The following is a 15958-nucleotide window of genomic DNA, read 5'->3' on the forward strand; positions in this document are numbered from 1 at the left end:
TCACCATAAAAATATTCTTATCTTTCAGTCACATCCATGTGATCTTACCTTCCAATGATTAAACCGTCATCGCATTATCGCGCAGCGGCTCAGTTTTCGTCTTACCCGCTAACGTAAACGCCGATATTAAAGTGACGGTGAGGGCAATACCGCCGAGGATCATATAGGTCTCCTGGAAACCAATCCGATCATACATATTCCCGGCGAAGGCGGAGAGGAAGATCGCCGCCACCTGCTTGGCGAACTGGAAGCCCACCAGGTAAATGGTCGCCGACAGGCGGACGTCAAACACGCCGGTAATATATTTAAAGGCGCCCACCAGCAGGAATGGCACCTCCAGCGCATGGAGCATTTTCAGCGCCACCACTTCCGCGGCGGTGGTGGCGAAGGAAGAGCCAATCATTCTTGCCGCCATCACCATCCCGGCAATCAGCAAGGTATTCTTCGCCCCGATGCGGTTAATAATCCACGGCGAGCTGAACATAATGATGGCGTTACAAATTTCTCCCGCGGTGGTGGCGAAACCAAAGGCACGGGTGCCTGCTTCCGGGGTCGCGAAGAACGATTTAAAGAAGGTGGCGAACTGCTGATCGAAAACGTCATACACGCAGGCCACACCGATGACGTACAGAATAAACATCCACATCTTCCGCTGGCGGAACATGCGCACCGCCGTTTTTAAATCGATCGCCGGGCGATTGGCGCCGAGCGAGTCCATTACCTGCGCGGACTGACTGGCCTGCGGTTTGGCGATAGCCACCAGCACCACCAGCAGCAGCGCGGCGGCCGAGCCCATCCAGAACACCCACTCCGGGTTAACGCTGAACAGCATCCCCGCCGTGGTGGCGCACAGCGCCCAGCCCAGGCAACCAAAGGTGCGCGCCTTGCCGTATTCAAACCCGCTGTTGCGGCTTACCCGTTCGATATAGGCCTCCATCGCGCCGGCGCCAGCGGAGAACACAAAGCCAATGTAAGCGCCGCCGCTCAGCGCCCCGAGCCAGATATTGGTTTTCAGCAGCGGAGCGAAAACATAGAGGAAGAAGGGAGCAATCAGCACCAGCAGAACGGTCACGATCCACATCAGGTGTTTTTTCAGCCCCAGCTTGTCAGAGATCACCCCGAGGATCGGCTGGAAACAGATGGCGAACAGCGACAGGCTGGAGAAAACGAGGCCGGTTTCGGTTTTATTCAGGCCGATGACGTCCGACAGCCAGATCGGCAGAAACGGAAAGCAGGTGGCCATGATGAAGAAGTAGAGAAAGAAGAACAGCCCGAAAATCCAGAAGTTGGGGTTGTTTTTGTGGGTACAGACGGTCGGGTTCATTATATTTTCCTCAAGAAGGGCCGCGGCGCGGCCCGGTACCATCACACGCGTTGCAGGCCAATCAGAATGGCGCTTTCCGGGTCGAGGATGGGCAGCGCCAACCCCGCCTGCTGTAGCCACTCACCGCTTACGGTCTGCGGCGTCGTCATCCATGCCGGCAGCTTCCGCATGGTGTGGCCGCCCTCGCCGGTGATCTGTATGTTCGGATGATCGAGGAGCGTCACCTGATAGCGGGCGCTCGCCTCCAGCCCCGCCAGGCGCAGCGGCGCCATCAGGGTGTAGTCCGGCATCGCCAGCTGGCTGACGAGGAAAATCGCCTGCGCTTTATCCGGGCTGACGACGCCATGGGCAAGGGTGGTGGCGTCCGGCATATCCATCCGCCACTGCACGCCGTGATGGATCACGTCGCGCCACTGCTTATGCAGGGCCGCGTATTTCCGGTACCCGGCGCGTTCTTCTTCATCGGCGCTCACCGGATCCAGCTCAAGCCCCATATGACCGAACAGCGCCGTCAGGCCGCGGAAGGCGATACTGTGCTGGCGGAAGGTGGCATGACAGTGGCGATTACCGATGTGCGCGCCCATCACCTCCGGCGGGAAGAAGTAGCTCATGCCGCGCTGGATGGTATTGCGTTCAAGGGCGTCATTGTTGTCAGAAGCCCAGAAGCGATGGCTGCGCTTGAGGACTTCATAATCGATACGACCGCCGCCGGAGGAGCAGGATTCAAATTCAATATGCGGGAAGCGGGCCACCAGCGTATCGAGCAGGCGATAGAACTGGCGGGTTTGCGCATCGGCGGCAGCTTTACCGTTATGCCCCGGCTGCACCAGCTCGCGGTTCATATCCCACTTCACGTAGTCCACCGCGTGCTCGCCCAGCAGCCAGCTCATCCGCTCCAGCAGATAATCAAAGGCTTCCGGAATATTCAGGTTCAGGACAAACTGATGACGCCCGGGAAGCGGCGTATAGCCCGGCAGCGCCAGCACCCAATCAGGGTGTGCCCGAAACAGATCAGAATCCGGGTTAATCATCTCAGGCTCCACCCAGATGCCGAACTCCATCCCCAGCGACTTCACGTGGTCGATAACCGGCGTCAGGCCGTGGGGATATTTGTCCTCATCGAGATACCAGTCGCCGAGCGCCGCCCAGTCGTCGTTGCGTCCTTTAAACCAGCCGTCGTCAATGATAAAACGCTCCACGCCCAGCGCCGCTGCTTCATCCGCCATGCGCATGATGTAGTCCGGATCGTGGTCGAAATAGATCCCCTCCCAGGTGTTGAGATGCACCGGGCGCGGCTTGTTGCCCGGGAAGCGAATAATCCGTTCGCGCAGATAACGATGGAACTGCTGGCTCATACCGTTCAGCCCGTTCGCCGAGTAGCTGGCATACAGGTACGGCGTCCATAAGGTTTCCCCTTCCGCCAGCGCCATTTCGCCAGGCAGATAGAGCGCCTCGGCCTGCAGATAGCGGCGGCCATCGGTTTTCACCTCCGCCCGCAGGCGATGGTTGCCGCTCCAGCCCAGATGCACGCCCCAGACTTCACCCTGCATCTCGCTAAAGGCGTGGCTGCCGGTGATCAGGGCCGGGAAATGTTCGTGAGAGGTACGCCCGCGGCGGTTCTCCAGCACAAAGCTGTCGTGCTCCAGGGTCAGGCGATGAGGCTGAAACTCGCGGATCCAGCGGCCGTGGAAAGCCATTACCTCGCGAGCGCGTTCGGCGATCGGCAGCGTGACCGCCAGGCGCTCCACCTGCCATGGGCTGGCGCGCAGATTGGTCACGCCATGGCGCACGCTCAGCACGCCGCTGCTATCAAGCTGGATTTCACTGCACAACCGCAGGCCGGCCTGCGGGTCTTCGCTGACCAGGGTCAGCGTCTGGCCCTCGTGCCGCACTTCGCTGGTGGCGAAAATCGGCGAGGCATCCAGCCCCTGGCGATGGCCTTCAATGCCCGGAGCGCCAAACAGACCATGGCCCAGCTCCGCCATTAAGGTGACCGGGGAATCGACGTCGAGGCGGCCATTGGCGACCGGCCGCGTCAGGCTGTCGGCATCCTGCGGCGAAAAGTGGCTTAAATGCGGCCCCCAGTAGATAATTTCGGCGAAAGGGTGGGTTTTGATCACCACGTCAGCCGCTGCGCTTTGCAGGCGTATAATCGAATCAGACATTAGACATCTCCACTTCAAGGAATGCCTTACTGTTGATCCGAAACGTTTCGGAAACCAACCAAAACGTTTCGGATCCGTGATCGAGTTCAGGAAATTAATCTGTGGAGAGCGGTATCAGGCGGTTTCGCCGGGGATGAATTCGGGCTGCCAGAGCACCTGGAGCGAGGCCAGATCCTCGCCGGCGATTAAGCGGCGGACCATCGTGGCTATCTGGCGGCCCACCCCCTGTCGGGTGGACTGAACCACTGCGCCTACCGGGGTGTCGATGATGCTGTCCTGCGGCAAACCGTCGTAGACCACCAGTGAGACGCGATCGGCGCCGGTAAGACGCCCGAGCTGAGCCAGGGCCATCGCCGCGCCGTCGCCATGGGTGTTGCAGTCGGTGACAATCGCCGTTGGCGGTTCAGGCAAGCGCAGCAGCTCCATCGTTGCCTGAAACCCGCCGCGGCGGGTGGGCGGCACGCTGCGCAGCCAGGTTTCCGCCAGGCCCGCTTCGCGCAGGGCTTCCAGGTAACCGTTGCGCCGTTGGGTAATAAACGCCTGATTATTATTTTCACTCAGCAGCGCGATGCGCCGATGCCCCTGGCTAATCAGATGGCGGGTGGCGCGGTAGGTACCCGCCTGGTTATCGAAATCAAACCAGGCGTAGGGCTGCGGCAGGCGGCTACGGCCCAGCGCGAGGAAAGGAAAGCCGGAAGAGAGCAGCTGAATCAGGCGCGGGTCGTCGTCCAGGGTATGCGCGACGATCAGCGCATCGACGCGACGGCTCTGCACCATGCGCATATACCCGTGCTTATCGGCCTGTTCATCATCGGCGATCAGCAGTAAATCAATCTCATAGCGCGCCAGTTCGTGGCTGATTTCTCCCACCATTTCGAGAAAGACGTTGTTATTCAGCGGCGCGGGACGTACCGGGAACACGAGGCCAACGGCGTCGATTTTGCCCATTTTCAGGCGACGCGCGAACGTGTTTGGCCGATATCCGCGACGCTGCGCTTCAGCCTCGACGCGAGCACGGGTCTCCTGCGACACATCATCATAGCCGTTTAACGCGCGGCTGACGGTCGTAACCGAGATCCCAAGTTCTTTAGCAATGGCTTTCAGCGACATAGGTATGCCTGTCTTCGCGGAAGAATGCGGCTAGTGTCCCGCAATACGGCTATGGCGTCCAGCGAGAGCGCGACGCCCGCCGGTGCGATGTCAGTTTTGCTCAGCGATCAGCAGCGCCTGCGTATCCGGCTCCAGGGCCTGAAACACATGCTCCTGATCCGCCGGGTAGCAGATATAGTCGCCCTCGCCGAGCTCTTCCGGCGCCGACGTCAATCCTACCCGCGCGCGCCCCTGAGTGACGATAATATGTTCCACTGACCCTGGCGGATGCGGATGCGAAATGCGGTCGGCGCCGGGCTGGGTGAGCAGCAAATAGATGTCCCGACGCGCGCCGGGCGGACAGGCGGCCAGCAAAATAGCCTGATAGTTCGCCTGCTCCGCCACCACTTTTGTCCCCTCGCCGCGGCGGATCACCTGCGTTTTGTTCACCTGCGGCTCAAGCAGCCGGGCAAATGGAATATCCAGCGCCACGCAGAGCGACCACAGCGTTTCCAGACTAGGATTACCGTTGCCGGACTCCAGTTGCGATAGCGTGGATTTGGCGATACCCGCCCGACGCGCGACTTCCGCCAGCGAAAGCCCGGTCCGCGCCCGCTCCCGCACCAGACTTTTGGCGATAACGCTGATTGGCTGTGTCATACCCGCCCCTTGTTTTTTATATCGAACGATTTGTTCGCCTTGAAAAACGATTATTATGTGTTCATTATAATGGAAATTCGTTCGATATGGCTAAGTGATATGAAACAAACTCTCTCCAGTCTCAGCGGAGACACGATAAAAGCGATTGCTTTAGTTTGCCTCGCCGTCGGGGTGGTGGGCATGTCCTATGGGTCGCTGGCGGTGGCTTACGGCTTCCCCTTATGGGTGCCGCTCGTGCTTTCGGTGTCCGTGCTGGCGGGCGCCTCTGAATTTATGTTTATCGGCATTGTCGCCAGCGGCGGTAGCCCACTGGCCGCCGCCGCCGCTGGCCTGTTAGTCAACGCGCGTCATATCCCTTTCGGGGTGACCGTGCGTGAACTGGTGGGTCAGCGCGCCTTAAGCTTTATCGGGTGCCACATTATGAACGACGAGAGCGTGGTCTTTGGCTTGTCGCAGCCCACCCCCGCGCAGCGCAAAGCGGCCTACTGGCTGTGCGGCGCCGGCGTGGCGCTGATCTGGCCTTTGGGTACGCTCACCGGCGCCGCCGTCGGCAAACTGCTGCCGGCGCCGGAGACCATCGGGCTTGATGCGGTCTTCCCGGCAATTCTGCTGGCGCTGGTGATCCCGGCCTTTAAAAACCGTACCACGCTGATCCGCGCCGCCAGCGGCGCCGCGCTGGCGCTTGCCGCCGTGCCGTTTGCGCCTACCGGGCTGCCGGTGCTGCTCTCGCTGTTTGGTTTACTGTCGAGGAAAAAATAATGGGCAATATGACGCTGTTTATCGCCGGTATCGCCATCCTGTCGCTGGGAACCTATCTGATGCGTCTTGGCGGCGTGAAGCTTGGTAATCGGCTGGCCTTTTCCGAGCGCTCGCAGGCGCTGCTTTCCGATGCGGCGACGGTGCTGCTTTTTTCCGTCGCCCTGGCCACCACTTTCTATGAAGGCGCGCATTTCGCCGGCATGGCGCGCGTTCTGGGCGTTGCCGTCGCGGTGTTCCTCGCCTGGCGCAAGGTGCCGCTGATCGGCGTAATTATCGCCGCGGCGGTGGTGACGGCGCTGCTGCGGCTGGCGGGTATGCCCTAGGACGGGTATGCGAAATTCGCCAGGCCGGTGCGTTGTCCGCTAATTGTGCCTTCAAGCCAGTGAATAACCGGCGTTATCTCCAGCGGGCGCCGCTGGTCTATCGTCAGAAGGGGCCCTAAAGACATGGGCTGCGCACGCCCGGCCAGCTGGGCCAGCTCCGGCAGATACTCTTCGCCGGGGTGGCCCGGCGACCGCGTCGCCAGCCGCGAGGCATAGCGCGCGACCGCCAGCTCGGGAGAGATATGGTTCCAGATCTCAATCACCTGCTCCACGCCCGCCTGCTGCAGCAATTTTTGCAAGGTCTCCCGGGGCTGGAAGCCGAACCAGGCGTCGATCAACCAGACCATGCTGGCAGGCGATGCGCCGACAATCGACCAGATCACCTCATACGCCGCACAGCCCAGTTGGCGATTCATTGGCCGGTCGACCGGGGCCAGACGCGCCATAAACGGCTCTTTGATGCCGTCGATCGTCAATACCGGCAGGCTGAAGGTCTCCGCCAGCAAACGGGTGATGGTACTCTTCCCCGAAGCCGGAATGCCGTTGATTAAAATAGCCGTTTTGCAGACTGGGGTCAGATGTCTGTTCATAGTAATGCGACAACCTCCTCCCGGCTGCGGGCCATCCGCAGTTTGGCCATCGTGTCATTGTTATCCAGCAGCGCGACGATGGAGCGGATCCCCTCCTCGATATGCGCATTGCTATCCCGGGCGCCAAACATAATGACGATGTCGGCCTTTTCACTGTCTGCAAAGGGAATCGGCTTTTCCAACAGCACCAGGCTAAAGCAGTTGCGTCTGACGCCGCACTCGGGTCGGGCATGGGGTATAGCAATACCTTCATCGAAAACGTAATAGGCGCCATGATTCAGGGTATTGTCGATCACCGCCTGGCTATATTCCTTCGAAATAAAGCCTTTTGCCTCCAGCGGGCGGGCAGCCAACTTTATTACCCGCTGCCAGTCGGACTCCACAACGCCAACCTGAATGGCATCGGCCTCAATAAGCAGTTCTTTTATGGTCATTCTGTATTCCTAAATATTGCGGCGGATAATATTGCGTAAATTATCAATCTGCAGAAACAGCGTATCAATATCCTGCCGGTGAGTGGTGCTTTTGGCATATATGGATAGCGCCCGGTTGTAAGTCAGCATCAATGTTTTTTGCACCTCGCTATTGCCAGGCTGGCGCTGTAGTTCGCCTTCCAGCCTGGTAATCTCCTCCGCCAACTGACGGGACTGTTGATCATAATCCTGCAGCGGGGTTTGCTCTTTTTTCCACAACGTTTTCAATGATTCAAACATAGCAAGTTCCCTCCCTGGCGGAAGACAGGGCAACGAAATTGAGAGTGACGGAGAAAACGTTATTTAAATAACGCCATTTTTTCCATTAAGACATCAGTGACAGCCTGGTTGGCGGGAATTAAGAATTTCCGTACGCTGTCATTCACTTTCCCTTTCTCAAACGTCGTTTTACAGCGGTCAACCCACTGCACGTTCATTTCCGTCCCGACGTTCACTTTATTAATCCCTTCGGTGACGGCCAGCCGCATATCCTCGTCGCTGACGCCGGTACCGCCATGCAGCACCAGCGGCACGCCGGTCGCCGCGCTAATCTGTTTCAGCCGCTGGTGCTGTATCTGCGCTTTACCGGTGTAGAGGCCATGCACAGTGCCCACCGAGACGGCCAGCATATCGACCTGGGTCTCCTCCACAAAGCGTTTTGCGTCTTCGACGGTGGTAAAACAGATATCTTCCGCCGCCACCGCTTTTCCATCCTCTGACCCGCCGATCGCCCCCAGTTCGCCTTCTACCGTAATATTGCGCGGGCGGGCCATTTCCACCACTATTCGCGTATTACCGATATTTTCCTCAAGGCTTAAATGTGAGCCGTCGTACATCACCGACGAAAAGCCCGCGTTCATTGCCGTCTCGATGGCCTTAATATCTGAGCAGTGGTCAAGATGCAGACAGGTTGGAATATTTTCACTGTCCGCTAATGAACGCACGGCGTCGACCAGCAAACGATAGCCGAGGTACTCCGCGGTCCCGGTTGAAATTTGGATCATTAACGGGCTGTGGCTGTTTTGCGCGGCTTTGAAAAATGCCGGTAGCATCTCAATACAGTGCAAGTTAAACGAGCCAATCGCTTTAAAATTTCTCTCTTGGGCGATTTTTAAAATCTCATTGAAATTATACAGACTCATGAACATTTTCCCCTTTCGGCTTAGCGGATTTCCCGTTGACAAACCATGCCAGTGCGGCGACAAACACAATAAATAAGGCGACAAAGAGCCAGTTATTCTGGAAGGCGTGGCCTAATACCAGACCCGAGCTGATGACGTCAGAGTCGCTGAAGGTGACGCCCGTAAAGCCGTAACTCTCCAGCATGGGCACCAGAATGGCCGGCAGAAACGTGATAAACAGACCGTGAATAACCCCGCCGATCATCGCCCCGCGGCGTCCGCCCAGCGCGTTGCCAAATACCCCTGCCGTGCCGCCGGCGAAAAAGTTGGTTAACAGCCCGGGGAGGATCATCGCCAGACCGAACATTGGGAAGACCAGCATGCCGATAATCGAGCCGACGGTCGTCGCCAGAAATCCGACAATCACCGCATTCGGCGCATAAGGAAACAGTACCGGGCAATCGAGAGCCGGCTTCGCATCCGGAACAATACGCATCGCGATACCGCGAAAGGCCGGCACCAGCTCATTGAGCAATAAACGCACGCCGCTATAGAGGACAAAAACCCCGGCGACAAACTGAATGGACTGCATAAAGGCATACATCAGGTAGTTAATCCCGCCGGAGAACTGCGCGATGTACTGCGGGCCCGCCGCGATAGCCGGGATGAGATACATCGGCACCATCACCACCGCCATGGCCAGATAGGTATCCTGCAGAAACTTAAAGTTATCAGGCAGCTCGAGATCTTCCGTGGAGCGGGAACCTTTGCCGACGACCTTCGCGACGGCGGCCTGCACCAGATAACCGATGGTACAGAAGTGCCCCAGGGCTACGTCGTCAGACCCGGTTATGCGCCTGACCACCGGCTGCGCCAGGGCCGGCATTAACACCGCCATCACGCCGCCGAAGATGCCCCCGGTTAAAATCAGCGGTACGCCGGTGAGCCCGGATTTATAGCCAATCACGGCGCCGATCGTCGCCATCCACAGCAGCGCCTGACCGGTCAGGAAAATATATTTTAGCGGCGTCAGACGGGCGATAATTATATTGACGGCAAAGATCACCAGCAGCGTCAGCGCCACTTCCGAACCTAATTCCCGATTCGCTAACCCGGCGATGGCGGCCACATCGGTAATGTAGCCCTTCATGCCAAACCCCTGGGTGAAAATATCGTTGAGGAAGGTTAGCGTGGCGACAATGATGTTGATCCCGGCCATCATAATTAAGAAGCCGAGCAGCGTTTTAAACGTCCCTTCCGCGGTTTTGCCCGGGGATTTCTTTTGCAGGATCAGGCCAAGCATGGCAATAAAAGCAATAAGAATAGATGCCTGACCAAGTAAATCCTTAACGATAAACGCAACGAAGCTATTCATAATCAGCCACCTTCAGATGACGTTCTTTTAAGAATGCGACGATTTTGGTTTCAATTTCCTCTTTATCCGTAAGTTTATTGAGCACCACGACGCGTTTAATTTCCTCTTCAGTGGCATCGGCAGTTAAGATGTCGGCAAAGGTTTTTTGCGTCAAAATCATATCCGATTTAAAGGCTCCGGCTTCGGATACGGTGGTGTGTTCAATATGAGCGGGAATTTCCAGCTTTTTTAAAACTGCCTTCGCCGTCATTTCAATGGCAAAGCTTGAACCGAGGCCGCAGCCACATACGCATAAAATTTTCAGCATGGAGGGTCTCCTCAAATAATATTGAGTTGCTTGGCAAGTTTATAATGATGTCCTTCAGGATCGACCAGACGTTTTTTCATACTGACTAAATCAATCGGAATAGGTTTATTACTGGAATTAATTATTATGGCTTTATTTTTCATACCTGACTGAATACAGCGAACCACCTCACTGGCCATAATGGTGCCCTGATAAATCTCTTCACAGGTCGGTTCACCGCTGCGTAAGCCATAGCCGACAATCGTTTTACGGATACGGACGCCAATTTGCGGTTCCAGCTGTTTGATCATGGTATCAATCGCTCCCTGAAAGCCGGGAGAGTACTCTTTGGTGTAGCCTTCTGAGCAGAGGATAACGACGCTGTTCTGCATGCTCAGCTTCCGGGTAATCCGTTCCGCAAGCATGGCCAGCGGCATCTGCGCCTCCGGGATCAGGGCAATATCCGCATTGCATTTAATGGCGGACTGTAACGTTAGTTCTCCACAATAACCTCCTAATATCTCAACCATAAAAACCCGCCCCGGCAGCGCTCTTCCGGTATTTCTTAAACGGGAGACTTCTTTAATAATCTGCTCGCAGGCCGTGGAAAAACCAATCGTATAATCACTGCCATACACATCATTATCGATAGTCATTCCCACGCCAAAGCAATTAATATCAAATTCACTTAGGGTATTGAGAAACTGCAGGCTGCCATCCCCCCCGGCCATAATAAGCACATCAATACGCAACGATTTAAGTTTTTTAGCAATCATTTCATATTCGCTGCGCTGCAGTTTGCGACTGGTGCGTCCGGAGGTAATGATCGGCACAGCGGTAATAGAGAAATCAACCAGATCGCGCCACGCGATATCCTGATGATTTTTCTCCAGCAGACCAGGAATACCGCCATTAAACAGGGTGATCTCGGCATCAGCCTGCCTGGCAATCTGGAATATAAAATTATTCATTCCCGAAACATCCCCGCCGCTAATAACGATGCCAATTTTCATGACGCTTCCTCGCTCATTTGCCTGACGACATTTTTCCCTGACTGCAAGACTTCTATTTGCAATGGAGATCACATAATGCGTATTAAATTAGGTCCGTGAATAGTTGACAGGAGTGATATCACGCTTATTTTTGTGATAAACATCTCATTAAAAGAGAGTGATCTTCATCGCTTTCTGGTTTTAATATCTTTATATTTCATAGCGTTAAAACATCGAGATATTCAGCATTGAAGATGTTTCATTTGCGGTAATAATGGGGATTTAAGAAAAGAACGGAAACGTGAGTACTGCCACATTTTTTTCGCGACGGTGGGAAATAGTGGCTGTTTTTTGCCAAAGCGGAAACAAAAAAAGCGCCCTGAGGCGCTCTTTCGACAGTAACGTTACGCTTATTTGTTCAGTTCCGCAGTCATATGCACGCGGTTGCCGGTAAACGCTTCGGTAATTTTGTAAGACGAAGCGCCTGCTGCCTGGGCCTGTGCGGCGATTTTCGCTTCCGCGCCGTCCATCGTTGTCGCGGTAGCGGTGACGGTTTCAGCAGCGAAGGAAGCAAAAGAGGCGGCCATAGCGATTACTGCGACAAAAGTTTTGATGCTTTTCATGAGATAAACCCTTTCATTTAGTTGTTTAGATAAGGCGTTGTGCCTTGATGTGTTAAATAGTAGCCCGCACATCACCAAACAAAAAGCGGAAGGATTTGCTGTCATTGTTCAAATTTACTGATCAACTTTTAACCCGCATTCAAACGCTGCGGGTGGGTGTAGATCGTCGCCCTGCCCGGCTTGCAAAAGCCCACCAGCGTCAGGTTGCAGCGCTCGGCGACTTCCACCGCTAAGGTAGTAGCTGCTGATACCGCGAACAGGATCTCGACGCCGCACATCGCGGCTTTCTGCACCATTTCATAGCTGGCGCGGCTGGATACCAGCGCGGCGCCAGGCAGCCAGCCCTCGCCGATTTCCGCCCGCCGGCCGAGCAGTTTATCCAGCGCCACATGCCGGCCGACGTCTTCAAAACCGCCCGCCAGTTCGCCCGTCGACCGGACCCAGGCGGCCGCGTGGGTGCAGCCGGAGAGTCGGCCGATCGGTTGAAAGTCGTTAAGATGCGCCAGAGCCTGGTCGAGGTTGGCGAGATCGAACGTCTGGGTGAACGGCAGCGGCTGGACCGGCTTACCAATATCATTGAGCTGCTCGACGCCGCATACCCCGCAGCCGGTGCGCCCGGCCAGCGCGCGACGCCGGGCTTTGAGCCCCATAAAACGCCGGCTGGAGAGTTCAATCTGCACCTCAAGGCCGTTGCACATCGACACCACGTCCATGCCGAAAATCTCCCGCCGATGCTCAATAATCCCTTCGGATAAGGAGAAGCCGACGGCGAATTGCTCGAGGTCTTTCGGCGTGGCCATCATCACTACGTGGGAGATACCGTTGTAGACCAGCGCGACGGGGACCTCTTCCGCTAACTCATCTGGCTGAGGGTGTTGCAGATCCTCGCGCTTCCAGAGGGAGACCTGGCGATATCCTGTGATATTCGTCACATTTTCGATTTGTTCGAGAGGCTTCTTGTTCACTTTGCTTTAACCGTATTGGAACAGGCATACACACAATGTGGTATTCTGTTTTTATCCCTTCAGGAATGAGGGAAATATGCCCTAATTCTGAACCTTTGCGGCCTTCACCGCAAAGCAAATAACTACATGTGACAATGTCGAAACAAGGAGCGAACCATGCAGGTCAGCAGAAGGCAGTTCTTTAAGATCTGCGCTGGCGGTATGGCGGGAACCACGGCAGCAGCGCTGGGCTTTGCCCCGGCAACTGCGCTCGCGGAGACACGGCAGTACAAATTGCTGCGCACACGCGAAACCCGTAACACCTGCACATACTGTTCTGTCGGCTGTGGGCTGTTGATGTATAGCCTCGGCGACGGCGCAAAAAACGCCAAAGCATCCATTTTCCATATCGAAGGCGATCCGGATCATCCGGTTAACCGTGGTGCGCTCTGTCCGAAAGGGGCCGGTCTGGTGGACTTTATCCATTCTGAAAGCCGCCTGAAATTCCCGGAATATCGCGCGCCAGGCTCCGATAAATGGCAGCAAATCAGCTGGGACGAAGCGTTCGATCGCATCGCGAAGCTGATGAAAGAGGACCGCGACGCCAACTTTATCGCACAAAACGACGCCGGCACCACCGTCAACCGCTGGTTGACCACCGGGATGCTGTGCGCCTCCGCTTCCAGTAACGAAACCGGCTATTTAACGCAAAAATTCACCCGCGCCCTCGGGATGCTGGCGGTGGATAACCAGGCGCGTGTCTGACACGGACCAACGGTAGCAAGTCTTGCTCCAACATTTGGTCGCGGTGCGATGACCAACCACTGGGTGGATATTAAGAACGCCAACCTGATCGTGGTGATGGGCGGTAACGCCGCTGAAGCGCATCCGGTGGGATTCCGCTGGGCGATGGAAGCCAAAATCCATAACGGTGCCAAACTCATCGTTATCGATCCGCGCTTCACGCGTACAGCGTCAGTGGCTGATTTCTATACCCCGATTCGTTCCGGTACCGACATTACCTTCCTGTCGGGCGTGATCCTGTACCTGCTGAATAACGAAAAATTCAACCGCGAATACACCGAAGCCTACACCAACGCCAGCCTGATCGTGCGTGAGGACTACAGCTTCGACGACGGGCTGTTCAGCGGCTATAACGCAGAAAAACGCCAGTACGACAAAACCAGCTGGAACTATGAGCTGGACGAAAACGGCTTCGCCAAACGCGATACCACGCTGCAACATCCGCGCTGCGTCTGGAACCTGCTGAAGCAGCACGTTTCCCGTTATACCCCGGATGTGGTCGAAAACATCTGCGGTACGCCGAAGGCCGACTTCCTCAAAGTCTGTGAATACATTGCCGAAACCAGCGCGCCGGATAAAACCGCGTCGTTCCTGTACGCTCTCGGCTGGACCCAGCACTCCATCGGCGCGCAGAACATCCGCACCATGGCGATGATCCAGCTGCTGCTCGGCAACATGGGGATGGCAGGCGGCGGCGTCAACGCCCTGCGCGGCCACTCCAATATCCAGGGTCTGACCGACCTCGGCCTGCTCTCTACCAGCCTGCCGGGCTACATGTCGCTGCCTAACGAAAAACAGGCCGACCTGCAGACCTACCTGACGGCTAACACGCCGAAGCCGCTGCTGAAAGACCAGGTCAACTACTGGGGCAACTATCCGAAGTTCTTCGTCTCCATGATGAAAGCCTTCTTCGGCGATAAAGCGACAGCAGAAAACAGCTGGGGCTTTGACTGGCTGCCGAAGTGGGATAAGAGCTACGACGTTCTGCAGTACTTCGAGATGATGAATCAGGGCAAAGTGAATGGCTATATTTGCCAGGGCTTTAACCCGGTCGCCTCGTTCCCGAACAAAAACAAGGTCGTCGCTTCCCTGTCGAAGCTGAAGTTCCTCGTGACCATCGACCCGCTCAATACCGAAACATCCACCTTCTGGCAAAACCACGGTGAGTCGAACGATGTTGACCCGTCGAAAATCCAGACCGAAGTGTTCCGTCTGCCGTCCACCTGCTTCGCCGAAGAGAACGGGTCTATCGTCAACTCCGGCCGCTGGCTGCAGTGGCACTGGAAAGGTGCGGACGCCCCGGGGATCGCTGTCACCGATGGCGAAATCCTCGCCGGTATCTTCACTCGCCTGCGTAAGATGTATGCCGAAGAGGGTGGCCCGGCGCCAGAGCCAGTGCTCAACATGACGTGGAATTACTCCACACCGCATGAGCCGGCGTCGGAAGAAGTGGCGATGGAAAGCAACGGTAAAGCGCTGGCGGATATTACCGACCCGGCGACCGGCGCGGTGATCGTCAAGAAAGGGCAGCAGCTGAGCTCCTTCGCACAGCTACGCGACGACGGCACGACCTCCAGCGGCTGCTGGATCTTCGCCGGAAGCTGGACGCCGGAAGGCAACCAGATGGCGCGCCGCGATAACGCCGATCCGTCCGGTCTGGGCAATACGCTGGGCTGGGCCTGGGCATGGCCGCTCAACCGCCGCATCCTGTATAACCGCGCCTCCGCGGACCCACAGGGTAAACCGTGGGATCCTAAACGTCAGTTGCTGAAGTGGGACGGCGCGAAATGGGGCGGCGTGGATATTCCGGACTACAGCGCCGCCGCGCCTGGCAGCGACGTCGGTCCGTTTATCATGCAGCCGGAAGGGATGGGCCGTCTGTTCGCTATCGATAAGATGGCGGAAGGACCGTTCCCGGAACACTACGAGCCGTTTGAAACGCCGCTCGGGACTAACCCGCTGCACCCGAACGTGGTCTCTAACCCGGCCGCTCGCGTCTTCAAAGGCGATCTCGAGCAGATGGGCAAAGCGGAGAAATTCCCGTACGTCGGCACCACTTACCGCCTGACCGAACACTTCCACTACTGGACCAAGCACGCGCTGCTTAACGCCATCGCGCAGCCGGAGCAGTTTGTGGAGATCGGTGAAAAACTGGCGAATAAGCTTGGCATCAGCCATGGCGATACCGTCAAGGTCTCCTCCAACCGCGGCTACATCAAGGCCAAGGCGGTGGTGACCAAACGTATTCGCACGCTGAAAGTGGACGGTAAGGATATCGATACCATCGGCATTCCTATTCACTGGGGCTATGAGGGCGTGGCGAAAAAAGGCTTTATTGCCAATACCCTGACGCCGTTCGTCGGTGATGCGAACACGCAGACGCCGGAGTTCAAAGCTTTCCTCGTGAACGTGAAAAAGGTGTAACGGAGA

General features: G+C 56.5%; 16 protein-coding genes. 3 read left to right on the forward strand and 13 right to left on the reverse strand.

Annotation, left to right across the window (positions count from 1 at the left end; translation table 11 throughout):
- Positions 1-58: 58 nt before the first annotated feature.
- The 4 genes from ABLX76_RS15530 to ABLX76_RS15545 form a co-directional block, all read right to left on the reverse strand.
- Positions 59-1324, reverse strand: coding sequence for an MFS transporter (locus tag ABLX76_RS15530; RefSeq protein ID WP_023291509.1), 1266 nt, complete (start codon positions 1322-1324; stop codon positions 59-61).
- Positions 1325-1365: 41 nt separating this feature from the next.
- The gene (locus tag ABLX76_RS15535; RefSeq protein ID WP_065883478.1) at positions 1366-3489 is read right to left on the reverse strand and encodes an alpha-galactosidase; all 2124 of its coding nucleotides are present in this window, start codon (positions 3487-3489) and stop codon (positions 1366-1368) included.
- Between the two features lie 114 nt (positions 3490-3603).
- Positions 3604-4599 carry a substrate-binding domain-containing protein gene (locus ABLX76_RS15540; RefSeq protein ID WP_032454463.1) on the reverse strand — a complete coding sequence of 332 codons (996 nt, stop codon included), beginning with the start codon at positions 4597-4599 and terminating at the stop codon, positions 3604-3606.
- A gap of 90 nt (positions 4600-4689) precedes the next feature.
- Positions 4690-5238, reverse strand: a complete 549-nt coding sequence (locus ABLX76_RS15545; RefSeq protein WP_002882865.1) for a helix-turn-helix domain-containing protein — start codon at positions 5236-5238, stop codon at positions 4690-4692.
- Positions 5239-5337: 99 nt separating this feature from the next.
- Here ABLX76_RS15545 and ABLX76_RS15550 point away from each other — a divergent pair, with 99 nt between their 5' ends.
- Together ABLX76_RS15550 and ABLX76_RS15555 are read left to right on the forward strand one after the other, a co-directional pair.
- On the forward strand, positions 5338-5997 hold the full coding sequence (locus tag ABLX76_RS15550) for an AzlC family ABC transporter permease (protein ID WP_044520898.1): 660 nt from the start codon (positions 5338-5340) through the stop codon (positions 5995-5997).
- On the forward strand, positions 5997-6320 hold the full coding sequence (locus tag ABLX76_RS15555; protein WP_101978045.1) for an AzlD domain-containing protein: 324 nt from the start codon (positions 5997-5999) through the stop codon (positions 6318-6320). Before ABLX76_RS15550 ends, ABLX76_RS15555 begins: the two co-directional genes overlap by 1 nt.
- Here the strand turns inward: ABLX76_RS15555 and ABLX76_RS15560 are convergent.
- The 9 genes from ABLX76_RS15560 to fdhD form a co-directional block, all read right to left on the reverse strand.
- On the reverse strand, positions 6317-6910 hold the full coding sequence (locus ABLX76_RS15560) for an ATPase AAA (protein ID WP_044520894.1): 594 nt from the start codon (positions 6908-6910) through the stop codon (positions 6317-6319). The genes ABLX76_RS15555 and ABLX76_RS15560 overlap by 4 nt on opposite strands.
- Positions 6907-7344 (reverse strand): PTS sugar transporter subunit IIA, encoded by a 438-nt coding sequence (locus tag ABLX76_RS15565; RefSeq protein ID WP_348874801.1) that lies wholly within the window; start codon positions 7342-7344, stop codon positions 6907-6909. The genes ABLX76_RS15560 and ABLX76_RS15565 overlap by 4 nt, the downstream gene beginning before the upstream one ends.
- Positions 7345-7353: 9 nt before the next feature.
- Positions 7354-7623, reverse strand: a complete 270-nt coding sequence (locus ABLX76_RS15570; protein ID WP_348874803.1) for a hypothetical protein — start codon at positions 7621-7623, stop codon at positions 7354-7356.
- Positions 7624-7682: 59 nt separating this feature from the next.
- Positions 7683-8525, reverse strand: coding sequence for a class II fructose-bisphosphate aldolase (locus ABLX76_RS15575; RefSeq protein ID WP_032429032.1), 843 nt, complete (start codon positions 8523-8525; stop codon positions 7683-7685).
- Positions 8512-9879, reverse strand: a complete 1368-nt coding sequence (locus ABLX76_RS15580) for a PTS sugar transporter subunit IIC (RefSeq protein ID WP_004203642.1) — start codon at positions 9877-9879, stop codon at positions 8512-8514. Before ABLX76_RS15580 ends, ABLX76_RS15575 begins: the two co-directional genes overlap by 14 nt.
- Positions 9872-10186, reverse strand: a complete 315-nt coding sequence (locus ABLX76_RS15585) for a PTS sugar transporter subunit IIB (RefSeq protein WP_004203640.1) — start codon at positions 10184-10186, stop codon at positions 9872-9874. The genes ABLX76_RS15580 and ABLX76_RS15585 overlap by 8 nt, the downstream gene beginning before the upstream one ends.
- 11 nt (positions 10187-10197) lie before the next feature.
- Positions 10198-11178: a 6-phosphofructokinase gene (locus tag ABLX76_RS15590; protein WP_241515739.1), complete on the reverse strand. Its 981-nt coding sequence runs from the start codon at positions 11176-11178 to the stop codon at positions 10198-10200.
- 389 nt (positions 11179-11567) lie between these two features.
- On the reverse strand, positions 11568-11780 hold the full coding sequence (locus tag ABLX76_RS15595; protein WP_023291501.1) for a YdgH/BhsA/McbA-like domain containing protein: 213 nt from the start codon (positions 11778-11780) through the stop codon (positions 11568-11570).
- 128 nt (positions 11781-11908) lie between these two features.
- Positions 11909-12745, reverse strand: coding sequence for a formate dehydrogenase accessory sulfurtransferase FdhD (fdhD, locus tag ABLX76_RS15600; protein ID WP_348874805.1), 837 nt, complete (start codon positions 12743-12745; stop codon positions 11909-11911).
- A 156-nt stretch (positions 12746-12901) separates the two neighbouring features.
- On the opposite strand from fdhD, the gene fdnG reads away from it, so the two are divergent.
- Positions 12902-15952 (forward strand): formate dehydrogenase-N subunit alpha, encoded by a 3051-nt coding sequence (gene fdnG / locus ABLX76_RS15605; protein WP_348874807.1) that lies wholly within the window; start codon positions 12902-12904, stop codon positions 15950-15952.
- Positions 15953-15958 lie beyond the last annotated feature (6 nt).

The organism is Klebsiella sp. JB_Kp004, assembly GCF_040065795.1.
GTDB classification, from domain to species: Bacteria; Pseudomonadota; Gammaproteobacteria; order Enterobacterales; family Enterobacteriaceae; genus Klebsiella; species Klebsiella quasipneumoniae.